An 18097-nucleotide genomic window follows, 5' to 3' on the forward strand; every position below is an offset into this window, starting at 1 on the left:
TCACTCCACGTCGAGATGGCGCGACAACTCAATCGCGCGTCGGATGTCGGCTTCCTGTGTCGACTTGTCACCGCCACATAACAGGATGATCAGTACTGCGCTACGCTGGGCGAAATACACCCGGTAGCCGGGGCCGTGATTGATGCGTAGTTCACTGACACCAGCTCGGACAGGCTTCACATCACCTGGATGACCCAGTTGCAAGCGGTCGATGCGCACCTGGATACGGCGCTGCGCAGTCTTGTCACGCAGCTTCGAAAACCAGGTGTCGAAAGCGGTGGTGGTGCGGATCGTCAGCATGCGGGGATGCTAAGGATCGCACTTCGACCTGTAAACTATAGTTCACAAATGGTCACAACCGCAATGCCGAGCGGGCTTGTCAACGGGCCCCCTGCCGCACGTTGAACACTGCACGCAACCCCAGCGCCACCAGCGCCGCCGCCGTGCAGAACGCCATCAGTCCAGTCCAGCGCGCGCTCGTCCACGCCAGGTTCGCGCCATACGCGCCCACCGACATGCCGATGAATAGCGCCGTCATGAACACCGCGTTGATGCGGCTGCGCGCTTCGGGCGCCAATGCGTAAATGATGGTCTGGTGCGACACCAGCGCGGCCTGCACGCCCACGTCAAAGATCAGCGTGCCGATCACGATGGCGATCAGCGATTGCGGGAACAGCGTCATCGCGGCAAACGTTACTGCCATGAGCAACGCGCCGCCTGCTGCGATGTGGCCTGGCGCAACGCGGCCCGACAACCGTCCGGCAATGCTCGCGCCCAGCGCGCCTGCTGCGCCGGCCAGGCCCAGCAGACCCGCTTGCCCCGTCGACAGCCCGAGCGAACTCGTCAGATGCAGTGCCACGGTGGACCAGAAGCCCGAGAACGCAATGCCGATGAACGCCTGCGTGATGGCCGACGCGCGCAGCCGCGGGTGCTGCGCGAACAGCGTGCCCAGGGAGCGCAGCAGCGTGAGGTAAGGCTGACGCATGGTCGCGGGGGACGGCGCCACACCAAAGTGGGCAGCGCGCACGGCAATTGCCAGCCCGACAATCGCCACCGCTGACACGCCGAATGCCGCGCGCCAGCCGAAGTGGTCCGCCACGATGCCGCTGAACACACGCGAGCCGACGATGCCGATCAACAGCCCCGTCATGACCGTGCCGATGTTGCGATTGCGGTTGTCGTCGGTGCTGATGGCGGCGGCGCTGGGCACGAAGTCCTGCGCGATGGTGGCCGACAGCCCGACAGCGAAGCCCGCCGCTGCCAGCAGTGGCAGGTTGGGTGCAAGGCAACTGGCGATGAGCGCCAGCGTGAGCAGCACGGCCTTCCACAGGATGACGAGACGGCGATCGTAGCGGTCGCCCAGCGGGCCGAAGAAAAAGATGCCGCTGGCATACCCTGCCGCCGTGAGCGTCGGCAACACGCCCAGCGCGTGCGGCGCGATGGCAAGGTCGCGGCCGATGAGGCCCAGTAGCGGGTGGTTCAGGTAAATGCACGCCACGCTGATGCCCGCACCGGCCGTAAGCAGGCGGATCAACCCTTGGGTGTCAGGTGCGGCAGGTGTTGTGGTGGCAGCGGCAGGCGTGGGGGACGCAGGCGAGGTCGACATGGAAACCTCATGAAGGAAATTGCTGCATCGCAGCGAAGCGGCGATGCTAACAATTTTCTTTTGGGCCTGCTGACGGCCAATAACCTTGCTGGTGGTGGTGTCAGGCGCGGTGGCTGGCCGGGTTGGGGACTGAGGCGGGCGCCTCGTCCACGTCTTCGCTGTGGCCGCCCTGTACGTCGTGGCCGGCGTTGTCGATCCACAGGCGAGCGCGGTCTTCGCCCACGCGCGACAGTTCCATGCGGTATTCGTAGCGGTCGGGTCGGTAGAGGCCCTGCAGCAGTTGCACCGGGCGCCCGCTCATCTCGCGCACGATGCGCTGGACAGAAAGCAGCGGCGCGCCCACGGCCACGTCCAGATATTGCGCCGTCGCCACATCGGCCAAACGTGCAGAAACCACCTGCGACGCACGATCGATCCGCACGCCCGAGCCCTCGATCAGCCGCAGCAGCGACTGGTTCGCCAGGCGGTCAAGCGTGAGCTTGCTCGTCACGTCCAGCGGCAGCCACGTCGTGATGAGCGCCATGGGTGTGTCTTCCAGGTGGCGCACGCGCACGAGTTTCTTGATCGGCGTGCCAGGCGCGATTTCCAGGCATTTGGCTTCGTCGGGCGGGGCCAGCACGTCTTCAAATTCGACGACGACGGCGGAGGTGCGCTCGCCCACGTCGATGATGTTCTGCAGCAGCGTCTGGGCGCCGCCGCCCATCGTGACCGGGTCATCGGGCTTGACCACAAAGGTGCCCATGCCGCGATGGCGGCGTACCAGACCTTCCTTGACGAGGTAGTCGAACACGCGCCGCATCGTGACGCGCGAGGCCCCGAACTGGCGGGCCAACTCGATTTCGCCGGGCATCGGGCCGTCACTGAACCGGCCCTCAAGAATCTGTTGGCGCAGGACGACGTAGATCTGGTGGTAGAGCGGTACCACGGCATCGGGCATGGCAGTCGTGGTTCCGGGCGTGAGCAGCGAGGTCGAGGGCGAAATCAGGAGGGGCGGCCGTCGGGCGATGGCACAAAGGCGCGGGATGCGTCGGAAAGCCGGGTCGAACGCGGCCGTTTGCCCATTCATCCGCGACGATAGGGGGTTTTGCCGGGCCTGTAAAGTTGTGTGTTACCCGTTGGCCGGCGGCGTCTCAGTGGCCGTGGCGGCAGGATTTTCGCCCTGTCCGTAGCGCGGATTGCGCTCGCGCATCGAGTTCTTGGGCGCAACCGGTTCGCCCAGCGCATTGACCAGCGCCACGTGGATCGGCGTGCCGCTTTCGCGGTCGCGCAACAGGATCGGGCCTTCGCCGTCGGGCGTGAGGTAGCGGTCGCCCCACTGCATCAGCGCGACGATGGCGGGCAGCAGATCGACGCCCGCCCGTGTGAGCCGGTAGGCGTCGCGCACGCGGTCGCCCGGTTCCTGATACGGCACGCGGCGCAGGATGCCGTACGTCACCAGCGCCTTGAGCCGCGACGACAGGATCGCCGACGAGCACCCCGTGCGGCGCAAAAACTCGTCAAACCGCGTCACGCCCGAAAACGCCTCCCGCAGCACGAGCAGCGTCCATTTTTCGCCGACGATCGACACGGCGGCTGCAATCGAGCAGGGCTCTTCCATCGACGTCACAAGCTCGGACGCCGCTGGGACGGGGAGGGGTTCCGGAATTCTCATGGTAAAAGCATAGTCAATTCTGACTTTACTTGCAAAAGTCAGGGTTTCTGCTAATCTAGCTTCAAATTAGAAAGTCAGGCGGTGATCCCGTGCTGGCGGTCAATAACAACGATCCATCGCGTGAGGAGATCCCCATGCTTTACACCATCCACCGTTACCCCGCCGAATGGATCGACCGCTGGACCATGCATGACGGCTCCATCGCCACCGTGCGCCCGATTCTGCCGCAAGACGCTCCGCTTGAGGCCGCTCTGGTTGAGGGGTTGTCGTCGGAGTCGCGCTATGCGCGCTTCCTGGTGGGCGGTGGCCGGTTGACCGACGAGATGCTCGCCGCCTACACGCAAATCGATTATGTGAACCACATGGCGCTGGTCGTGAGCGTGGCGCGCCCCGACGGCACCGGCGAAGACCTGATCGCCGATGGCCGCTTCGTCGTTGAAGACGGCGTGGCCGAGTTCGCCATGCTTGTGGCCGATGCGTGGCAGGGCAAGGGCGTCGGCCGGCGCCTGTTTGCCACGCTGGTGCGCGCAGCGCGGGTATCCGGCGCGCGCGAAGTCTTCGGCGAGGTGCTGTCCATCAACCGCCGCATGATCAGCTTGGCGCGCGATGCGGGCTTCCACGTTGCCAATGTGCCGGGCGATGCCACCGTCTGCACCGTGCGCCTGCCGCTGGCTGATGTTGAAGCGGCCATGACGCCGTTCGTTTTCGCCTGAACTGTCCCAGCTTCGCGCGCCTGCGCTCACGCAGGTGCGCCTACCGTGTGTCTCTTTCGCCGCCGTTGAGCGGCGTCTTTTTTGGTCTCATCAATCGATATTGATGGTGCTCAGTTCCAAAAAACATCGCTTTTGTGGATGAATGGATCCACATAGACTTTCCCACGTGGCCTGGTGCGTGGGTGGCCCCCCCACCGCGTGCCGGTGCCGCCTGATTCCAACCCTTCCTAGTCGGTGCCCCACACCATGAGCGACATGAACGACGTCAGGCCTGTGCTTGCCCCATTTCACCTTGCCTTTCCCGTGCACGACATTGCCGCGGCGCGCGCTTTCTACGGCGACATCCTCGGCTGCCCGGAAGGGCGCAGCTCGCCGGATTGGGTCGATTTCAATTTCTACGGCCATCAGATCGTTGCGCACCTCGCGCCGGACGAAATCGGCCACCGCAAGACCAGCACCGTCGATGGCGACAACGTGCCCGTGCGCCACTTCGGCGTGGTGCTCTCCATGGCCGAGTGGGAAGCGGCAGCGGACAAGCTGCGCGCCGCCGGCATCGACTTCATCATCGAGCCGCGCATCCGCTTCAAGGGCGAAGTGGGCGAGCAGGCCACGATGTTCTTCCTCGATCCGTCGGGCAATGCGATGGAGATGAAGGCGTTTGCCAACATGGCGTCGCTGTTTGCCAAGTAAGACGGCGCTGCGCGCGCGTATCCTTGCGCTTCTGCTCTGATCCGCGCGCCTCATGCTTCGAGAACTCCAGACCTTCATCGCCGTCGCCCGGCACGGCACCTTTGCCGGTGCGGGCGAGCGCATCGGCCTGACGCAGTCGGCCGTGAGCGCGCAGATCCAGCGGCTGGAAGCGTCGCTCGGCTTCCAATTGTTTGACCGCACGGGCCGCTCGGCCACGCTCAACGCCGCCGGGCGCGATGCGCTGGCGCTGGCCGAACACATCGTCACGCTGTACACCCGTCTGGGCGACCAGGCCGGCGGCAACGAGCAGCGCGGCCTTGTGCGCATCGGCGCGATCGCTTCGGTGCAGACGTCGTTCCTGGTGGACGCGCTGGTGCAGTTCCGCGCCGAATTCCCGCATTGCCGCGCACGCATCCTGCCGGGTGTCTCGCTTGACCTGCTCGGCCTGGTGGATGCCGGCGAGATCGACCTGGCCGTGCTGATCCGCCCGCCGTTTGCGGTACCGGCCGACCTGGAATGGCGCACGCTGGTGGCCGAGCCCTTCGTGCTGCTGGTGCCTGCCAGCCTGCCCGGCGACGACTGGCGCGCGCTGCTCACGCATCAACCGTTCATCCGCTATGACCGCCGCTCGTTCGGCGGCCGCCGTGTCGACCAGTTCCTGCGCGACCAGCACGTCCCCACGCACGACGTGATCGAACTCGACGAGCTGCAAGGCATGACGCAACTCGTGGCACGCGGGCAGGGCGTCGCGCTCGCCCCGCAGACCGCCGCGCAACACACCTGGCCGCCCGGTACACGTGCCATCAGCCTGGGCGACGACACCTTCTACCGAGAGATCGGCCTGATCGAGCGCCCACGCCATAGCCGCCAGCCCATTGCCGGGCGGCTTGCCGATTGCATTGACGAAGCCGCGCGAGCCGATCGCACCTGAAGGCCACATGGCGAGAGCCTGATATCCGGCATTCAGGTTGTGCGTTGACCAAGCGTTATATCGACTCGTATATTACGGGCGATCTCTTTGCCATCTCTCCCTCTGGGTTTCTCATGCAACGCTTTTCGCTTCGCACGCATGTGCGCACCATGGGTCTGGTCGCTGTGCTTTCATTGGGTTTGGCTGCGCCTGTGTATGCGGCGGACTTGGTGGTTTCGGCGGCCGCCAGCCTAACCAATGCTTTCAAGGCGATCGCGCAGCAGTACGAAGCGCTGCATCCGGACACCAAGGTTGTACTCAACTTCGGCGCGTCAGACGTGCTGATGCAGCAGATCGTGCGCGGCGCGCCGGCTGACGTGTTTGCCTCCGCCGATCAGGAGGCGATGGACAAGGCCGTGGCAGAGAAGGTCATCAAGGCGGAATCGCGTCATGACTTTGTCGCCAACCAGCTTGTCCTGATCGTGCCCGCCACCGGCACGGTGCCCGTGCATGCGCTGGCCGATCTCACTCGGCCCGAAGTGAAGCGTGTGGCGATCGGCAATCCGGCGTCGGTGCCGGTGGGCCGCTATGCCAAGCGTGCACTCGAAGTGGCCAAGTTGTGGGGGCCGGTGGAGGCCAAGGCGGTGCTGGCGCAGAACGTGCGCCAGGCGCTGGACTATGTGTCGCGCGGCGAGGTCGAGGCCGGCCTGGTGTTTTCTACCGATGCCGCCATCGCCGCTGACAAGGTGAAGGTGGCGAGCGCCGTGCCGCTGAATGTGCCGCTCACCTACCCGATCGCCGTGACGTCGGGCACGAAGCAGCCGCAGCCAGCGGCCGACTTCGTGGCGTATGTGCTGTCGCCGGCTGGCCAGGCAGTGCTGGCCAGGTACGGTTTCCTGAAACCTTGATTACGCGGTAGCCGGCTGCCCCGCACGCTCGGCATCCTGCTTGGGCGTGCGGTGAATGCGCAGCACCAGGAAAGCGCCCGCCACGCACAGCCCGCCCGAGATCATCGACGCGAGCGTGTAGTTGCCCAGCGAGGCGCGCATCATGCCCGCGCCCAGCGTGGCGAAGGCCGCGCCCAACTGATGCCCCGCGACGATCCAGCCGAACACGATGGGTGCGGCGGCCTTGCCGAACACATCGTTGGTCAGGCGCACGGTGGGCGGCACGGTGGCAATCCAATCCAGGCCGTAGAAGATCGCGAACACCGGCAGTCCGAAGAACTCGAATCCGAACGCATACGGCAGGTAGATCAGCGACAGCCCGCGCAGGCCGTAGTACCAGAACAGCAGCACGCGGCTGTTGTAGCGGTCGGACAGCCAGCCCGACAGCGTGGTCCCGACCAGATCGAAGATCCCCATGGCAGCGAGCAGGCTCGCACCCTTCACTTCAGAGAACCCGTGGTCTGCGCACATGGCGATGAAGTGCGTGCCGATGTAGCCGTTGGTGCTTGCGCCGCAGATGAAGAAGCTGGCAAACAGCAGCCAGAAATCGCGCTTGCGTGCTGCCTGCACGAGCGTCTGCACGGCCAGGGTGATCGGGTTGGCGCGCGGGCCCTGATCGACTTCCGGCGCATCGGCGGGTTCGCCATAGGTGCGCAGGCCGACGCTCTTGGGCGATTCGGGCAGCAGCAGCCATACGATCGGCAACAACAGCGCGAGCGCGCCGGCCACGATCAGCACCACCGGGCGCCAGCCATAGTGCTCGACCACCGCCGCCATCATCGGCAAGAACACGAGCTGCCCCGTGGCCGAGCTGGCCGTCAGGATGCCCATGGCCAGCCCACGATGCGATGTGAACCAGCGGTTGACTACCGTCGCACCCAGCGTGATAGCTGCCACGCCCGTGCCGCCGCCCACCATCACGCCCCACAGCAGCACCATCTGCCACGGCTCGTGCATCAGCGCCGAGAGTGCCGTGCCTGAAACCAGCACCGCCAGCGCACCGAGCACCGTCGGGCGGATGCCGAAATACTGCATCGACGCCGCCGCAAACGGCCCCGTCAGCCCATACAGGGCAATACCGATCGAGATGGCCAGCGAGATCGTGCTGCGGCTCCAGCCGAATTCGTGCTCGAGCGGCAGCATCATCACACTGGGTGTGGCGCGCGTACCGGCCGCGCACAAGAGGATCAGGAACACCACAGCCAGCGCAAGCCAGCTGTAGTGCAGACGTGGGGCGATGAGGCGGGCAAGTCGCTGCATGGGATGTCCGATTCTTTCGATTCTTGTTTGGGGCGACAATATCGCATTCGTTACCGGTCGGTAACAACGTGGTTGCGATAGTAGGTACCGATCGGTAACATGTCAAGCAGCACTCGAATGACACCGGCATGGCTGGGGATTTGTCTCCCGCCGTGCCTGCAGGAGCACCACCATGGCCACCCTCAACCGTCGCGGACCGCGCGCGCTTTCCACCGTTGATCAACCCAAGCCGACGCCACGCCGCGTCAGCGGTGAGGACGCGCACGCCAGCCTGCTCGAAGCGGCTCGCCAACTGTTTTACTACGAAGGCGTGCGGGCCGTGGGCGTCGAGGCCGTGGTCGAGAAGGCCGGCGTCAACAAGATGAGCCTGTACCGCCAGTTCAAATCGAAGGACGATCTCGTCATCGCTTACCTGGAGCGCAGCGACGAGAGCTTCTGGGGCTACTTCAACGCGAGCATGGCCAAGCACCCGGACGATGCGCGCGCGCAACTGCTGCAGTTCTTCATGGATGTCTCCGAACGCGCTTCACGCCCGGGCTACCGGGGCTGCCCGTTCGTGAATGTCGCGGCGGAGTTTCCGGACCTGACGCATCCGGCGCGCCAGTTCGTCCAGCGCAACAAGGCGCTGTTGCTCGCCCGCCTGCGTGACCGCGCGCAAGCCGCGGGCGCGACGGACCCCGATGCGCTGGCGGACGACCTCGCCTTCCTGATCGAAGGGGCCTATACCGCCAGCCAGACCTTCGGTACCGATGCGCCGCGCCTCATCAAGAGCCTGCCGCGCACGGCACGCGTGTTGCTCGATGCGGCTATCCCCGCGCGCAAACCGGACTGATGTTGTAGCGCGCTCACGCAGACAAGACATGGGCGCACGGGTGTCGTGCGATGCCGCTACACTCGCTGGCATTGTTGCCTCGGCTGCACCTCGATGACGCCCAACCAAGTCCCGCTCGCTCCCGTTCGTACGACACCGGCCACGCCGCTCACATTGCCGGCTGCGTTGTCGCAGGCGCAACGCGCGCTCGATCGCATCGTGCTCGGCAAGCCGCTGCAGATCCGCCTGGCGCTGGCGTGTTTGCTCGCGCGCGGGCACCTGCTGCTCGAAGACCTGCCGGGCGTGGGTAAGACCACGCTGGCGCATGCGCTGGCCCGCACGCTCGGGCTGCAATACCAGCGCGTGCAGTTCACGAGCGATTTGCTGCCGACCGACCTGATCGGCGTGTCGATCTACGTGAAAGAGAAGGGCGCATTCGAATTCCACCCGGGCCCGCTGTTCGCGCAGGTGGTGCTGGCGGACGAAATCAACCGCGCCACGCCCAAGGCGCAAAGCGCGCTGCTCGAAGCGATGGCCGAAGGGCAGGTCACGCATGATGGGGCCACATATCCTTTGCCCGAGCCGTTCTTCGTGATTGCCACGCAGAACCCGCTGAACCAGATCGGCACGCATCCGTTGCCGGAATCGCAGCTGGATCGCTTCACCATGCGGCTGTCGCTGGGCTATCCCGATCAAAGTTCGGAGCGCGCGCTGTACCTGGGCGGCGGTGCACCTCAGAACATCGAGCCCATATTGACGGCTGCGCAAGTCGTTGCGTTGCAGACGGCCGCCGATGCCGTGCATGTGGCGCCGGCACTGGTCGACTACGTGCTCGCGCTGGTGAACGCCACACGCACCGATGCGCAGGTCCAGATGGGGCTGTCGCCGCGTGCCGGGCTGGCGTTACTGGCGGCGGCGCGCGCCTGGGCGCTCATCGATGGCCGCGATGCCGTGCTGCCCGAAGATGTGCAAGCCGTATTCAAGGCCGTGGCGGCACATCGGCTGCTGCCGACGGGCGGTACGTTGTCGGCTACCGCGCTGGCGCAGCGGCTGCTCGATACGGTTGCCATCCCTTAAGCACGCAGCGCCATGGCGCGTTTCACTTCTCTGCTGCTCGTGCCGCTGCGTGTGCTGGGCGCGGGCCTGGCGACGCTGCCCGGCGTCCGCTTTGCGCGTGCGCGCGTGCAACGCTTTCTGCAACGGCCGCGCAAGCCGCGCGAGGGCCGCATCCGCCTGGATCGCAATCACGTCTACATTCTGCCCACCGCGGCCGGTGCGGGTTTTGCGCTGCTGTTGATGGTGATGCTGCTCACCTCGCTCAACTACAACGTGAGCCTGGGTTTTCTGCTGACCTTCGTGCTGGCCGGCGTGGCGGCGTCCGCCATGTGGCAGACGCATCGCAACCTTGTTGATCTGGAAGTGCGCGGTGCAGTGGGCGACGCGGTGTTTGCCGGGCATGCGTTGAATGTGGGTGTGGCGCTGGCCAACGTCACACCGTGGGCGCGCGTGGGTGTGGAGGTGAGCGCGACGCAAGCCGCCGCGGTGGAAACATCGCTCGACGCGCAGGACGCCATCGTGGCCGCGTTGTCTTTCGCCGATCAGCCGCGCGGGTGGTTCAAGCTGCCGCGCCTGACGGTGTCGACGCGTTTTCCGCTCGGCTTGTTTCGCGCGTGGAGCTATGCCGATGCGCCGCTGACATTGCTCGTCTATCCCGCGCCGGAACCCTCTGCGCCGCCGCTGCCCGCCAGCTTTGCGCCCGATCCCGGCGAGGAAGACGACACGCGCGCCGCCCGCACCCATGTCGAAGAAGCCGCAGACCAACTGCGCACCTACCGCCCCGGCGACGCACTGCGCAGCATTGCGTGGAAGCACAGCGCGCGGCTCGACACGTGGATGAGCCGCACCGGCCAGCAAGTGCGCCACGCGCAATGCGTGCTGGCCTGGGAAGCGCTGCCGCCGTCGATGAACGTGGAGCAACGCCTGTCGCGCCTGTGCGCCTGGGTGCTGGCCGCCGAGCACGCACCCGCCGGCGATGAGCCCGAATACACGCTGAGCCTGCCCGGCGCTGTCATTGGGCCGGCGCGAGGTGCTGCACATCGGGATGCATGTCTGCGTGCGTTGGCTCTGTGGGGCAAGCCTGCGATGCCGGAAGACGAAGCCACATGACGACTGCCACCCTCGGCACCGAAGCCGCCGCCTTCGGCGCCGCCCGCGCGCTTACCCATCGCGAACACGGCTGGCTGATTGCGCAGCTTGCTGTCGTGCTCGTGCCGCTGCTGCGCGCGCTGCCGCTGGTGACCTGCGCCGTATTTGGCGTGCTGCTGCTCTGGCGCACGCTCTTGTGGGTGCGGCGCGCGCCGTTGCCGGGCAAGTGGGTGCTGGGGCTGACTGGCGTGGCGACGCTGATCGTTACGCTGGCGCTCGCCATGCGCACCGGCGGGAATATCGGGCGGGATTTGTCGGTGGCGCTGCTCGGCGCGTTTCTCGTGCTCAAGCTGATGGAATCCCACACGGTGCGCAACGGCGTGCTCGTTACGCAGCTGTGCTGTTTCGTGTTGCTCTCGCAGGTGCTGTTCGACCAGCCGCCCTGGCTGGCCGCCACCATGCTGGCGACCGTGGCGCTGCTGTTGCGCAACTGGCTGTTGCTCCTGCATCCGCAGGCGCGCACGCGCGTGTCGCCTGCGCGGGTGCTGGCGCGGTTGGTCCTCATGGGTTTGCCGTGTGCGGCAGTGCTGTTCCTGCTGTTCCCGCGGCTGGATCATCCGCTGTGGCGCCTGCCGCAAGCTGCCGACACCGCCGTCAGCGGCCTGTCTGACCGCATGGCGCCCGGCTCCGTCGGCCAGCTGATCCTCTCGGATGATCTTGCCTTCCGCGTCGATTTTGCTGGCGCGCCACCACCGCTCGACACGCTCTACTGGCGCGGCATGGTGCTGTGGCGTTTCGATGGTCAGACGTGGACGGCTGCGTCGATGCGGCAGCGTCCCGCGCCGCAAAGCGTACCCAATTCTGCGGACGATATCGGCGATGCGCCCGGCGTGTTCGACTACAACATCACGCTGGAACCGACGCGTCAGCGCTGGCTGTTTGCGCTGGATCGCGGCCAGTCGATCGAGGCGCGCGACGGCACCGGCCGCAGCGTTGACGGCGAATTCATCAGCACGCAGCCGCTGGACCAGCGCGTGCGGTATCACGCGCGCTCGCGGCTGCCTGGGCGCAATCGCGCGGACGATGCGAGCCCGCTCGACCCGCGCACGCAGCAAATGGCGCTGGCGTTGCCGCCGGGCAATCCGCAATCGCGTGCGTTGGCCGCGCACTGGGCGGAGTTGCCGCCCGCCGAGCGCGTATCGGCCGCACTCAAACTGTTTGGCCGCGCACCGTTTGCTTACACGCTTGAGCCGGAGCCGCTGCAGGATCAGCAGATCGATGATTTCCTCTTCCGCACGCACCGTGGCTTCTGCGAGCACTACGCGGGCAGCTTCGTCTTTTTGATGCGCGCGGCGGGCGTGCCGGCGCGTGTGGTGGTGGGCTACCTCGGCGGCGAGGTGAATGCCGTGAGCGGCGACATCATCGTGCGCCAGTCCGATGCGCATGCCTGGGCTGAGGTGTGGCTCGATGGACGCGGCTGGGTGCGTGTGGACCCGACCGCCGCCGTTGCGCCGCAGCGTGTGGAGCGTGGTCTGGCCGCCGCCGTGCCCGCCAGCGAATTCCGCTCGCGCCGCGCAGAAGAACCCAACTGGCTGCGCAGCGTGCGCTGGGGGCTGGACGGCCTCATCAGCGGCTGGAACCGCTGGGTGCTCGGCTACGACCGCAACCGGCAGGCGCAGCTCTTCGCTTGGCTGGGGCTGGATGCCGCCGACCCGCGCGCGGTGCTGTGGGGCGTGTCGGGCATCTTTCTGCTCGCGGCGCTGCCGTTGTTGTGGCAGCAGCGCAAGCCGAAACCCGACCCGGTGCAGGTGCAGTGGCAACGCCTGTGTGACCGCCTGGCGCGGCATGGTTGCCCGCGCAGTCCGACCGAAGGGCCCATGGCCTATGCCGAACGTGCCGCGGCGCAATTCCCGCAAGCCGCGCAGGCGTTGCGAGAAGCCGCAGCCGGCTACGTTGCGCTGCGCTACGGCCGTGACGACGGCGATGCCCAAGCGCGCGCCCAGCGTTTTGCGCAATGGCGCAAGGCGCTCGTCCAGGTGCCGCTGCGAGGTTGAGAGTCTTTTTTCGTTAGTGCGCGACGCATCATTTTCCTGATAATCCGACGGGATTAAGTCTTGCTGGCAGCACTTTCAGCACACCCTATTTTTAAGTAAATGGGGTTTCTACTTATCTGCCTGGGCAAAACTCGGTCGATATGCATGGGAAGGCGCCACGGATGCAAAGTGGTCCTAAGCAAACGCCGTATTTGCCCCACTGCAGCCCAGCATGGCAGACATTACCCAATCCCAATTATCCGAGGCCATCGCGCAACTGGTGAGTTGCGGCGTGTTCTCGGTGGACCGCGAGATGCGCATCCTCTCGTGGAACCGCTTTATGCAATACCACAGCGGCCGCGCGAGCGACGAGGTGATCGGGCACGACATGTTTGCGCTGTTTCCGGAGTTGCCGGAAAAATGGCTGCGCAAGAAAATCGAGAGCGTATTTGTGCTGGGCGTGTCGGCATATACGACCTGGGAGCACCGGCCGTATCTGTTCCGTTTTCGTCATACGCGGCCCATTACCGACACGATTGAATGGATGCAGCAGAACTGCAGCTTTATTCCAATCGAAGATGCCAATGGCGTGGTGATTGCCGTGGGCATTACGCTGATCGACGCCACCGATGTTTGCCTGGCGTACGGCGAGCTTCAAAAGCGCGAAAAGACCGTCACCGACGCATTGCAGGAACTCACGGTGCGTAATGCGCAACTGTCCACGCTGAATGAAGAACTCGCCCAGGCGCATCAGCAGTTGCTGCAGTCGGAAAAGCTGGCTGCCATCGGGCAACTGGCCGCCGGTATTGCGCACGAAATCAACAACCCCGTGGGGTTCGTGCTCTCGAACCTGAACAGCCTGCAACGCTACATGGGCACGCTGCTCGACTACGCGCGCGGCATGGAACAGTTGATCACGCAGGCAGCGCCGTCGCTGGACGCGCAGCTTGCGGCGCTCGCTCAGGCGGCTGATATCGACTACCTGGCCGAAGACGCGCCCGCGCTGGTGACCGAATCGCGCGAGGGCCTGGCACGTGTGCGCGACATCGTGGTGGACCTGCGCGATTTCTCTCGCGTGGACAGCACCCACCAGTGGGAGCAGGTCGACATCCACCGGTGCATTGAATCCACCCTGAACATCGTCCACAACGAAATCAAATATCAGGCCGACCTGGTGCGCCAATACAGCACGCTGCCCCCGGTGATGTGCATTCCATCGCAGATCAACCAGGTGGTGCTGAACCTGGTGGTGAATGCGGCGCAGGCGTATGCCTGCAAGGGCGAAGCCGACGGCGAATGCACCGGGCGCGGAACCATCACCGTGCGCACCGGCTGCGATGCGCCAGATGCGGCCGCGATCTGGCTGGAGGTGGCCGATGCCGGCTGCGGCATCCCGCCAGAGAACCTCAAGCGCATCTTCGATCCATTCTTCACCACCAAGCCCGTCGGCAAGGGCACGGGCCTTGGCCTTTCGCTCACCTACGGCATCGTCAAGGCGCATGGCGGCCGTATCGACGTATCGAGCACGCTGGGCAAGGGCACGACGTTTCGCGTGACGTTGCCGCTGTGCGGGCAAGCCGCTGCACCTGCCGCGCGCGCAGAAACCGAACCACAGAAGCCAGCCGACATCGCGCTGGCCGCAACGTAGTTTCAACGCTTCACGCGGTAAAGAGGGGACACACCATGGCGCTACCCGTGCTCGTTGCCGACGATTCATCGTTGGCGCGCAAGCTTCTGATCAATGCCCTGCCCGAGGACTGGGATGTGGAGGTAACGCAGGCCTCCAACGGTGTACAGGCGCTGGAGCTGTTCCGCGCCGGCAAGGGCACGGTGGTCTTCCTGGACTTGACCATGCCCGACATGGACGGCTTCCAGGTACTCGAACAGATCCGCCACGCTGGCGACGATGCCTTTGTAATCGTGGTGTCGGCCGACATCCAGTCGGGCGCGGTCGAGCGCGTCAAGGACCTGGGCGCGATCGGCTTCATCTCGAAGCCCGTGTCGGCCGAACGCATTGTTCCGATCTTGCGGGGGTATGGGCTCTATGAATGACCTGACCTTGAACGAGGAGCAACGCGACGCGCTGCAGGAAATCGCCAACATCGGCATGGGCAAGGCGGGTGCCGCGCTGGCTGAACTGCTGGGCGCATTCGTCACGCTCTCGGTACCGGGCATCAAGCTGGTCAACGCAGCGCAACTGCGGGCCGACCTGTTGGCCGGTGGCGTGGCCGGCGATACGCCACCGCCGGTGCGCCAAGCCTTTCAGTCGGACATTTCGGGCGAGGCCATCGTGCTGTTCGGCAAGGACGGCCGCGAAGAACTGGAAGAACTGATGGGCTACGACGACGTGAACCACAAGGTCGAAAGCGAAGCCCTGTCCGACATCGCCAACCTGTTGGTGGGTGCGTGTGTGCGCAGCGTGTTCGAGCAGCTTGGGCGCAACCTGTCGTTCTCGCGGCCGAGCTTTGTGCCGGCGTCGGCGTTGCAGCACGCGCTGTCCGATGAGCAACTCGGCCGCTGGGATGTGGCGCTGCTGCTGGAGGTGCGTTTCACGCTGGAGCGCGGCGGCTTTGTCGCCAAGCTGGTCATGCTGCTGCCCGAAACCGCCATCCGCAAGATGAAGAGCGCACTGGAACAGTTTCTACAGGCGCTTTGAGAACACACCACTGGCCCGCCATCCAACCTTGAGAGAACCGCGCCATGCTTGCCTACGAAGACGACACGACGCAAACCGCCCCGCCTGACGCGGAGGCGGCCCTGCAACCCGCGAGCGCGCTTGCCGGCACGGCCACCACGGCAACGACGCCGCTGATCCTCCTGGTGGACGATGAGCCGGGCGTGCTCGCCTCGCTGCGTCGCCTGCTGCGGCCCACGGGCTATCGCGTCATCACCGCCGAGGGTGGTGCGGCGGCCCTGGACATGCTGGGGGTGTATCCGGTCGACCTGATCATCTCCGACATGCGCATGCCCGGCATGAGCGGCGCGGAGTTTCTGGCGCGGGCCCGTGAGCAGCATCCAGACGTCATGCGCATTCTGTTGACCGGCTATTCCGAGATCGATTCCGCCGTGAAGGCCATCAACGAGGGCGGCGTCTATCGCTACCTCAACAAGCCGTGGGACGACCAGGATCTGCTGCTGACCGTGCGCCATGCGATCGAGCAGCGCACGCTGGCCCGCGAGGCCAAACGCCTGACCGAACTGACCCAGCAGCAGAACGAAACGCTGCAACGCATGAACGCGGGGCTGGAGACGCAGGTGCAGTCGCGCACGGAGGAAATCCGCCAGACCGTGATGTTTCTGGAAGGCGCGCAGCGCGACCTGAAGATCAACTTCACCAACATGGTCCAGGTGTGCGCCAGCATGATCGAGATGCGCTGCGGCGCCATGGCGCGCCAATCGCTGCGCGTGGCGGACCTGGCGCGACGCATTGCCATCGAATGCGGGCTGACGGGGCTGCAGGTGCAGGACATTTTCCACGCGGGCCTGCTGCACGGCATCGGCAAGCTTTCGCTGCCCGATGCGCTGCTGAGCACGTCGCTCGACCGGCTCTCGGCCGAGCAGGTGCAGCAGTTCTATCAGCATCCACTGCGCGCGCAGATGGTGCTGACACCCGTGCGCCAGCTTGAACACGTGGCGCTGATCATCCGGCACCAGTACGAGCGGTTCAACGGCCGCGGCACGCCGGACCGGCTCACAGGGACCAGCATCCCCATCGGGGCACGCGTGCTGGCCGTGGCGCGCGATTTTGAAGGCCTGCTGGCGGGCGAGATCGTCAAGGAGCGCGTCACGGCCGACCAGGCGATGGAGATGATCAAGGCGCAATCCGGCCTGCGCTACGACCCTGACGTGATCGTGCGCTTTGTGGCCGTGCTCAAGCAGCAGGGTGAGGTGATGGCCGTGCGCCAGGTCTCCTCGGCCGAACTGCGCGAAGGCATGCGCCTGGCCGACGATTTGCTCACGCGGCGCGGGGTGCTGCTCATCACCCGAGACAGCACGGTGAGTGCGCATCAGGTGCTGCAGATCCGGCGTTTTGAGGCGCATGAAGATGTGCCGTTCGCCATCCTGGTCTACGCGCAAGCGCCGGAGGTGGCAGAAGCGCCTGCCGCGCCGGACACACCCGACGCCGCAGAGGCGCCGAAACTGGCGTGATGCGAGGCGTGTTGCACGGCGTGTTGCGCTGCCGTGGCCCTTGGGGAGGTGAGATGAAATGGGGACGTGGCCGGCGTGTGCTGGCCTGCATGATTTGCGTGCTCGGCACGCGCGGGGCCATGGCGGGTACAAAGCCAGCCAGGTCGATCGAGGCCGTGCCCGACCGGGCACACATGCAGCAGATCGTCGCGCGCGCCAGCGAGCACGGCGCACGCTGGGACGGCCCGGAGACCGGCCCGCGCGCGCAGGCCGGCATCACCCTCGCCATCGTCAGCGAGGACTTGCGCAACGGCGGCATTCTGGGCGTTGCCAAGGGCATCAAGGAGGCCGCCGGCGTCATGGGCTGGACGGTGCGCGTGTATGACGCGCGCGGCACGCCCGAGGGCCGCCGGCGGGCAGTGGCATCGGCACTCGCGCTGCAACCGGGTGGCGTAGTGCTGGTGGGCGGCGACGCACGCGAAATGCAGGCCGGGCTGGCGCCCTTTGCGCAACAGGGTATTCCCATCGTGGGCTGGCATGTGGCCGCCACGGCAGGGCCCATTGCAGGCAGCGCCGTTGCCGTGAATGTCTCAACCGATCCGTTGGCCGTTGCGCGGCTCACTGCCATGGCGGCGGTGGTGGAATCCGCCGGCCACGCCAACGTGGTCATCTTTACCGACTCCAATTTCCAGATTGCGCAAGCCAAGGCGGCTGCCATGGCCGAGGTGATTCGCGCCTGCAGCGGCTGCCGCCTGCTGGCGGTGGAAGACGTGCCTATCTCGGGCAGCGCGCAGGCCATGCCGGCCGTCATGCATCGGCTGCTGGAGCAGCATGGCCGGGCGTGGACGCACGCGCTGGCCATCAACGACATCTACTTCGACTACGCGGCGGCCGAGTTGACGCGTGCCGGCCGGCCCGACGGCATCCGCATGCTGTCTGCCGGTGATGGCAGTGCGGCGGCGTTCCTGCGCATCCAGGCAGGAGCGTTCCAGACCAGCACCGTGGCCGAGCCGCTGAACCTGCAAGGCTGGCAATTGGTGGACGAGCTGAACCGCCTGCTGGCGCATCAGCCCGTGAGCGGCTATGTGTCGCCCGTGCACTTGGTTACCGCCAGGAACATCGCGTTCGACGGCGGACCGCTCGGGCAATACGACCCGGACAGCGGCTATCGGGCCGTGTACCGGCGGATCTGGGGCCGCTGAG

18 protein-coding genes are annotated in these 18097 nt (G+C 65.8%); 13 read left to right on the top strand and 5 right to left on the bottom strand.

Features of this window, described 5'->3' with window-relative positions; genetic code table 11:
• The 4 genes from R2N16_RS18535 to R2N16_RS18550 all read right to left on the bottom strand — a co-directional run bounded on the left by R2N16_RS18535 (position 1) and on the right by R2N16_RS18550 (position 3257).
• Positions 1–300 (bottom strand): type II toxin-antitoxin system RelE/ParE family toxin, encoded by a 300-nt coding sequence (locus R2N16_RS18535; RefSeq protein ID WP_316667314.1) that lies wholly within the window; start codon positions 298–300, stop codon positions 1–3.
• Positions 301–379: 79 nt separating this feature from the next.
• Entirely contained in the window at positions 380–1606 is a 1227-nt protein-coding gene (locus R2N16_RS18540; protein WP_316667317.1) for an MFS transporter, read from the bottom strand.
• Between the two features lie 100 nt (positions 1607–1706).
• Positions 1707–2543 carry a GntR family transcriptional regulator gene (locus R2N16_RS18545; RefSeq protein ID WP_316667318.1) on the bottom strand — a complete coding sequence of 279 codons (837 nt, stop codon included), beginning with the start codon at positions 2541–2543 and terminating at the stop codon, positions 1707–1709.
• Positions 2544–2714: 171 nt separating this feature from the next.
• Positions 2715–3257, bottom strand: a complete 543-nt coding sequence (locus R2N16_RS18550) for a winged helix-turn-helix transcriptional regulator (protein ID WP_316667320.1) — start codon at positions 3255–3257, stop codon at positions 2715–2717.
• A gap of 134 nt (positions 3258–3391) precedes the next feature.
• Between R2N16_RS18550 and R2N16_RS18555 the strand changes: the two genes are divergently transcribed.
• The 4 genes from R2N16_RS18555 to modA all read left to right on the top strand — a co-directional run bounded on the left by R2N16_RS18555 (position 3392) and on the right by modA (position 6478).
• Positions 3392–3970, top strand: coding sequence for a GNAT family N-acetyltransferase (locus R2N16_RS18555; RefSeq protein WP_316667322.1), 579 nt, complete (start codon positions 3392–3394; stop codon positions 3968–3970).
• A gap of 255 nt (positions 3971–4225) precedes the next feature.
• A complete protein-coding gene (locus R2N16_RS18560) occupies positions 4226–4660 on the top strand; it encodes a VOC family protein (protein WP_316667477.1) in 435 nt (144 codons plus the stop codon).
• A 52-nt stretch (positions 4661–4712) separates the two neighbouring features.
• A complete protein-coding gene (locus R2N16_RS18565; RefSeq protein WP_316667324.1) occupies positions 4713–5591 on the top strand; it encodes a LysR family transcriptional regulator in 879 nt (292 codons plus the stop codon).
• Between the two features lie 113 nt (positions 5592–5704).
• Entirely contained in the window at positions 5705–6478 is a 774-nt protein-coding gene (gene modA, locus R2N16_RS18570; RefSeq protein WP_316667325.1) for a molybdate ABC transporter substrate-binding protein, read from the top strand.
• On the opposite strand, the gene R2N16_RS18575 is transcribed toward modA, so the two are convergent.
• Positions 6479–7777: an MFS transporter gene (locus R2N16_RS18575; RefSeq protein WP_316667327.1), complete on the bottom strand. Its 1299-nt coding sequence runs from the start codon at positions 7775–7777 to the stop codon at positions 6479–6481. It lies immediately after the preceding gene.
• A gap of 172 nt (positions 7778–7949) precedes the next feature.
• Here R2N16_RS18575 and R2N16_RS18580 point away from each other — a divergent pair, with 172 nt between their 5' ends.
• The 9 genes from R2N16_RS18580 to R2N16_RS18620 all read left to right on the top strand — a co-directional run bounded on the left by R2N16_RS18580 (position 7950) and on the right by R2N16_RS18620 (position 18096).
• Positions 7950–8609 (top strand): TetR/AcrR family transcriptional regulator, encoded by a 660-nt coding sequence (locus R2N16_RS18580; RefSeq protein WP_316667329.1) that lies wholly within the window; start codon positions 7950–7952, stop codon positions 8607–8609.
• 93 nt (positions 8610–8702) lie between these two features.
• A complete protein-coding gene (locus R2N16_RS18585; protein ID WP_316667331.1) occupies positions 8703–9665 on the top strand; it encodes an AAA family ATPase in 963 nt (320 codons plus the stop codon).
• Between the two features lie 12 nt (positions 9666–9677).
• On the top strand, positions 9678–10754 hold the full coding sequence (locus R2N16_RS18590) for a DUF58 domain-containing protein (protein WP_316667333.1): 1077 nt from the start codon (positions 9678–9680) through the stop codon (positions 10752–10754).
• Positions 10751–12787 carry a transglutaminase TgpA family protein gene (locus tag R2N16_RS18595; protein WP_316667335.1) on the top strand — a complete coding sequence of 679 codons (2037 nt, stop codon included), beginning with the start codon at positions 10751–10753 and terminating at the stop codon, positions 12785–12787. Before R2N16_RS18590 ends, R2N16_RS18595 begins: the two co-directional genes overlap by 4 nt.
• Before the next feature lie 211 nt (positions 12788–12998).
• Positions 12999–14414, top strand: a complete 1416-nt coding sequence (locus R2N16_RS18600; protein WP_316667337.1) for an ATP-binding protein — start codon at positions 12999–13001, stop codon at positions 14412–14414.
• Between the two features lie 35 nt (positions 14415–14449).
• A complete protein-coding gene (locus tag R2N16_RS18605; RefSeq protein ID WP_316667339.1) occupies positions 14450–14818 on the top strand; it encodes a response regulator in 369 nt (122 codons plus the stop codon).
• Positions 14811–15422: a chemotaxis protein CheC gene (locus tag R2N16_RS18610; RefSeq protein WP_316667342.1), complete on the top strand. Its 612-nt coding sequence runs from the start codon at positions 14811–14813 to the stop codon at positions 15420–15422. Before R2N16_RS18605 ends, R2N16_RS18610 begins: the two co-directional genes overlap by 8 nt.
• Before the next feature lie 44 nt (positions 15423–15466).
• Entirely contained in the window at positions 15467–16915 is a 1449-nt protein-coding gene (nosR, locus tag R2N16_RS18615; RefSeq protein ID WP_316667344.1) for a response regulator c-di-GMP phosphodiesterase, NosR family, read from the top strand.
• 53 nt (positions 16916–16968) lie between these two features.
• On the top strand, positions 16969–18096 hold the full coding sequence (locus tag R2N16_RS18620; RefSeq protein ID WP_316667346.1) for a substrate-binding domain-containing protein: 1128 nt from the start codon (positions 16969–16971) through the stop codon (positions 18094–18096).
• The last annotated feature ends 1 nt before the right edge of the window (position 18097 follow it).

Origin of the sequence: Ralstonia psammae (genome assembly GCF_958405935.1) — a bacterium.
Classification (GTDB): domain Bacteria; phylum Pseudomonadota; class Gammaproteobacteria; order Burkholderiales; family Burkholderiaceae; genus Ralstonia; species Ralstonia psammae.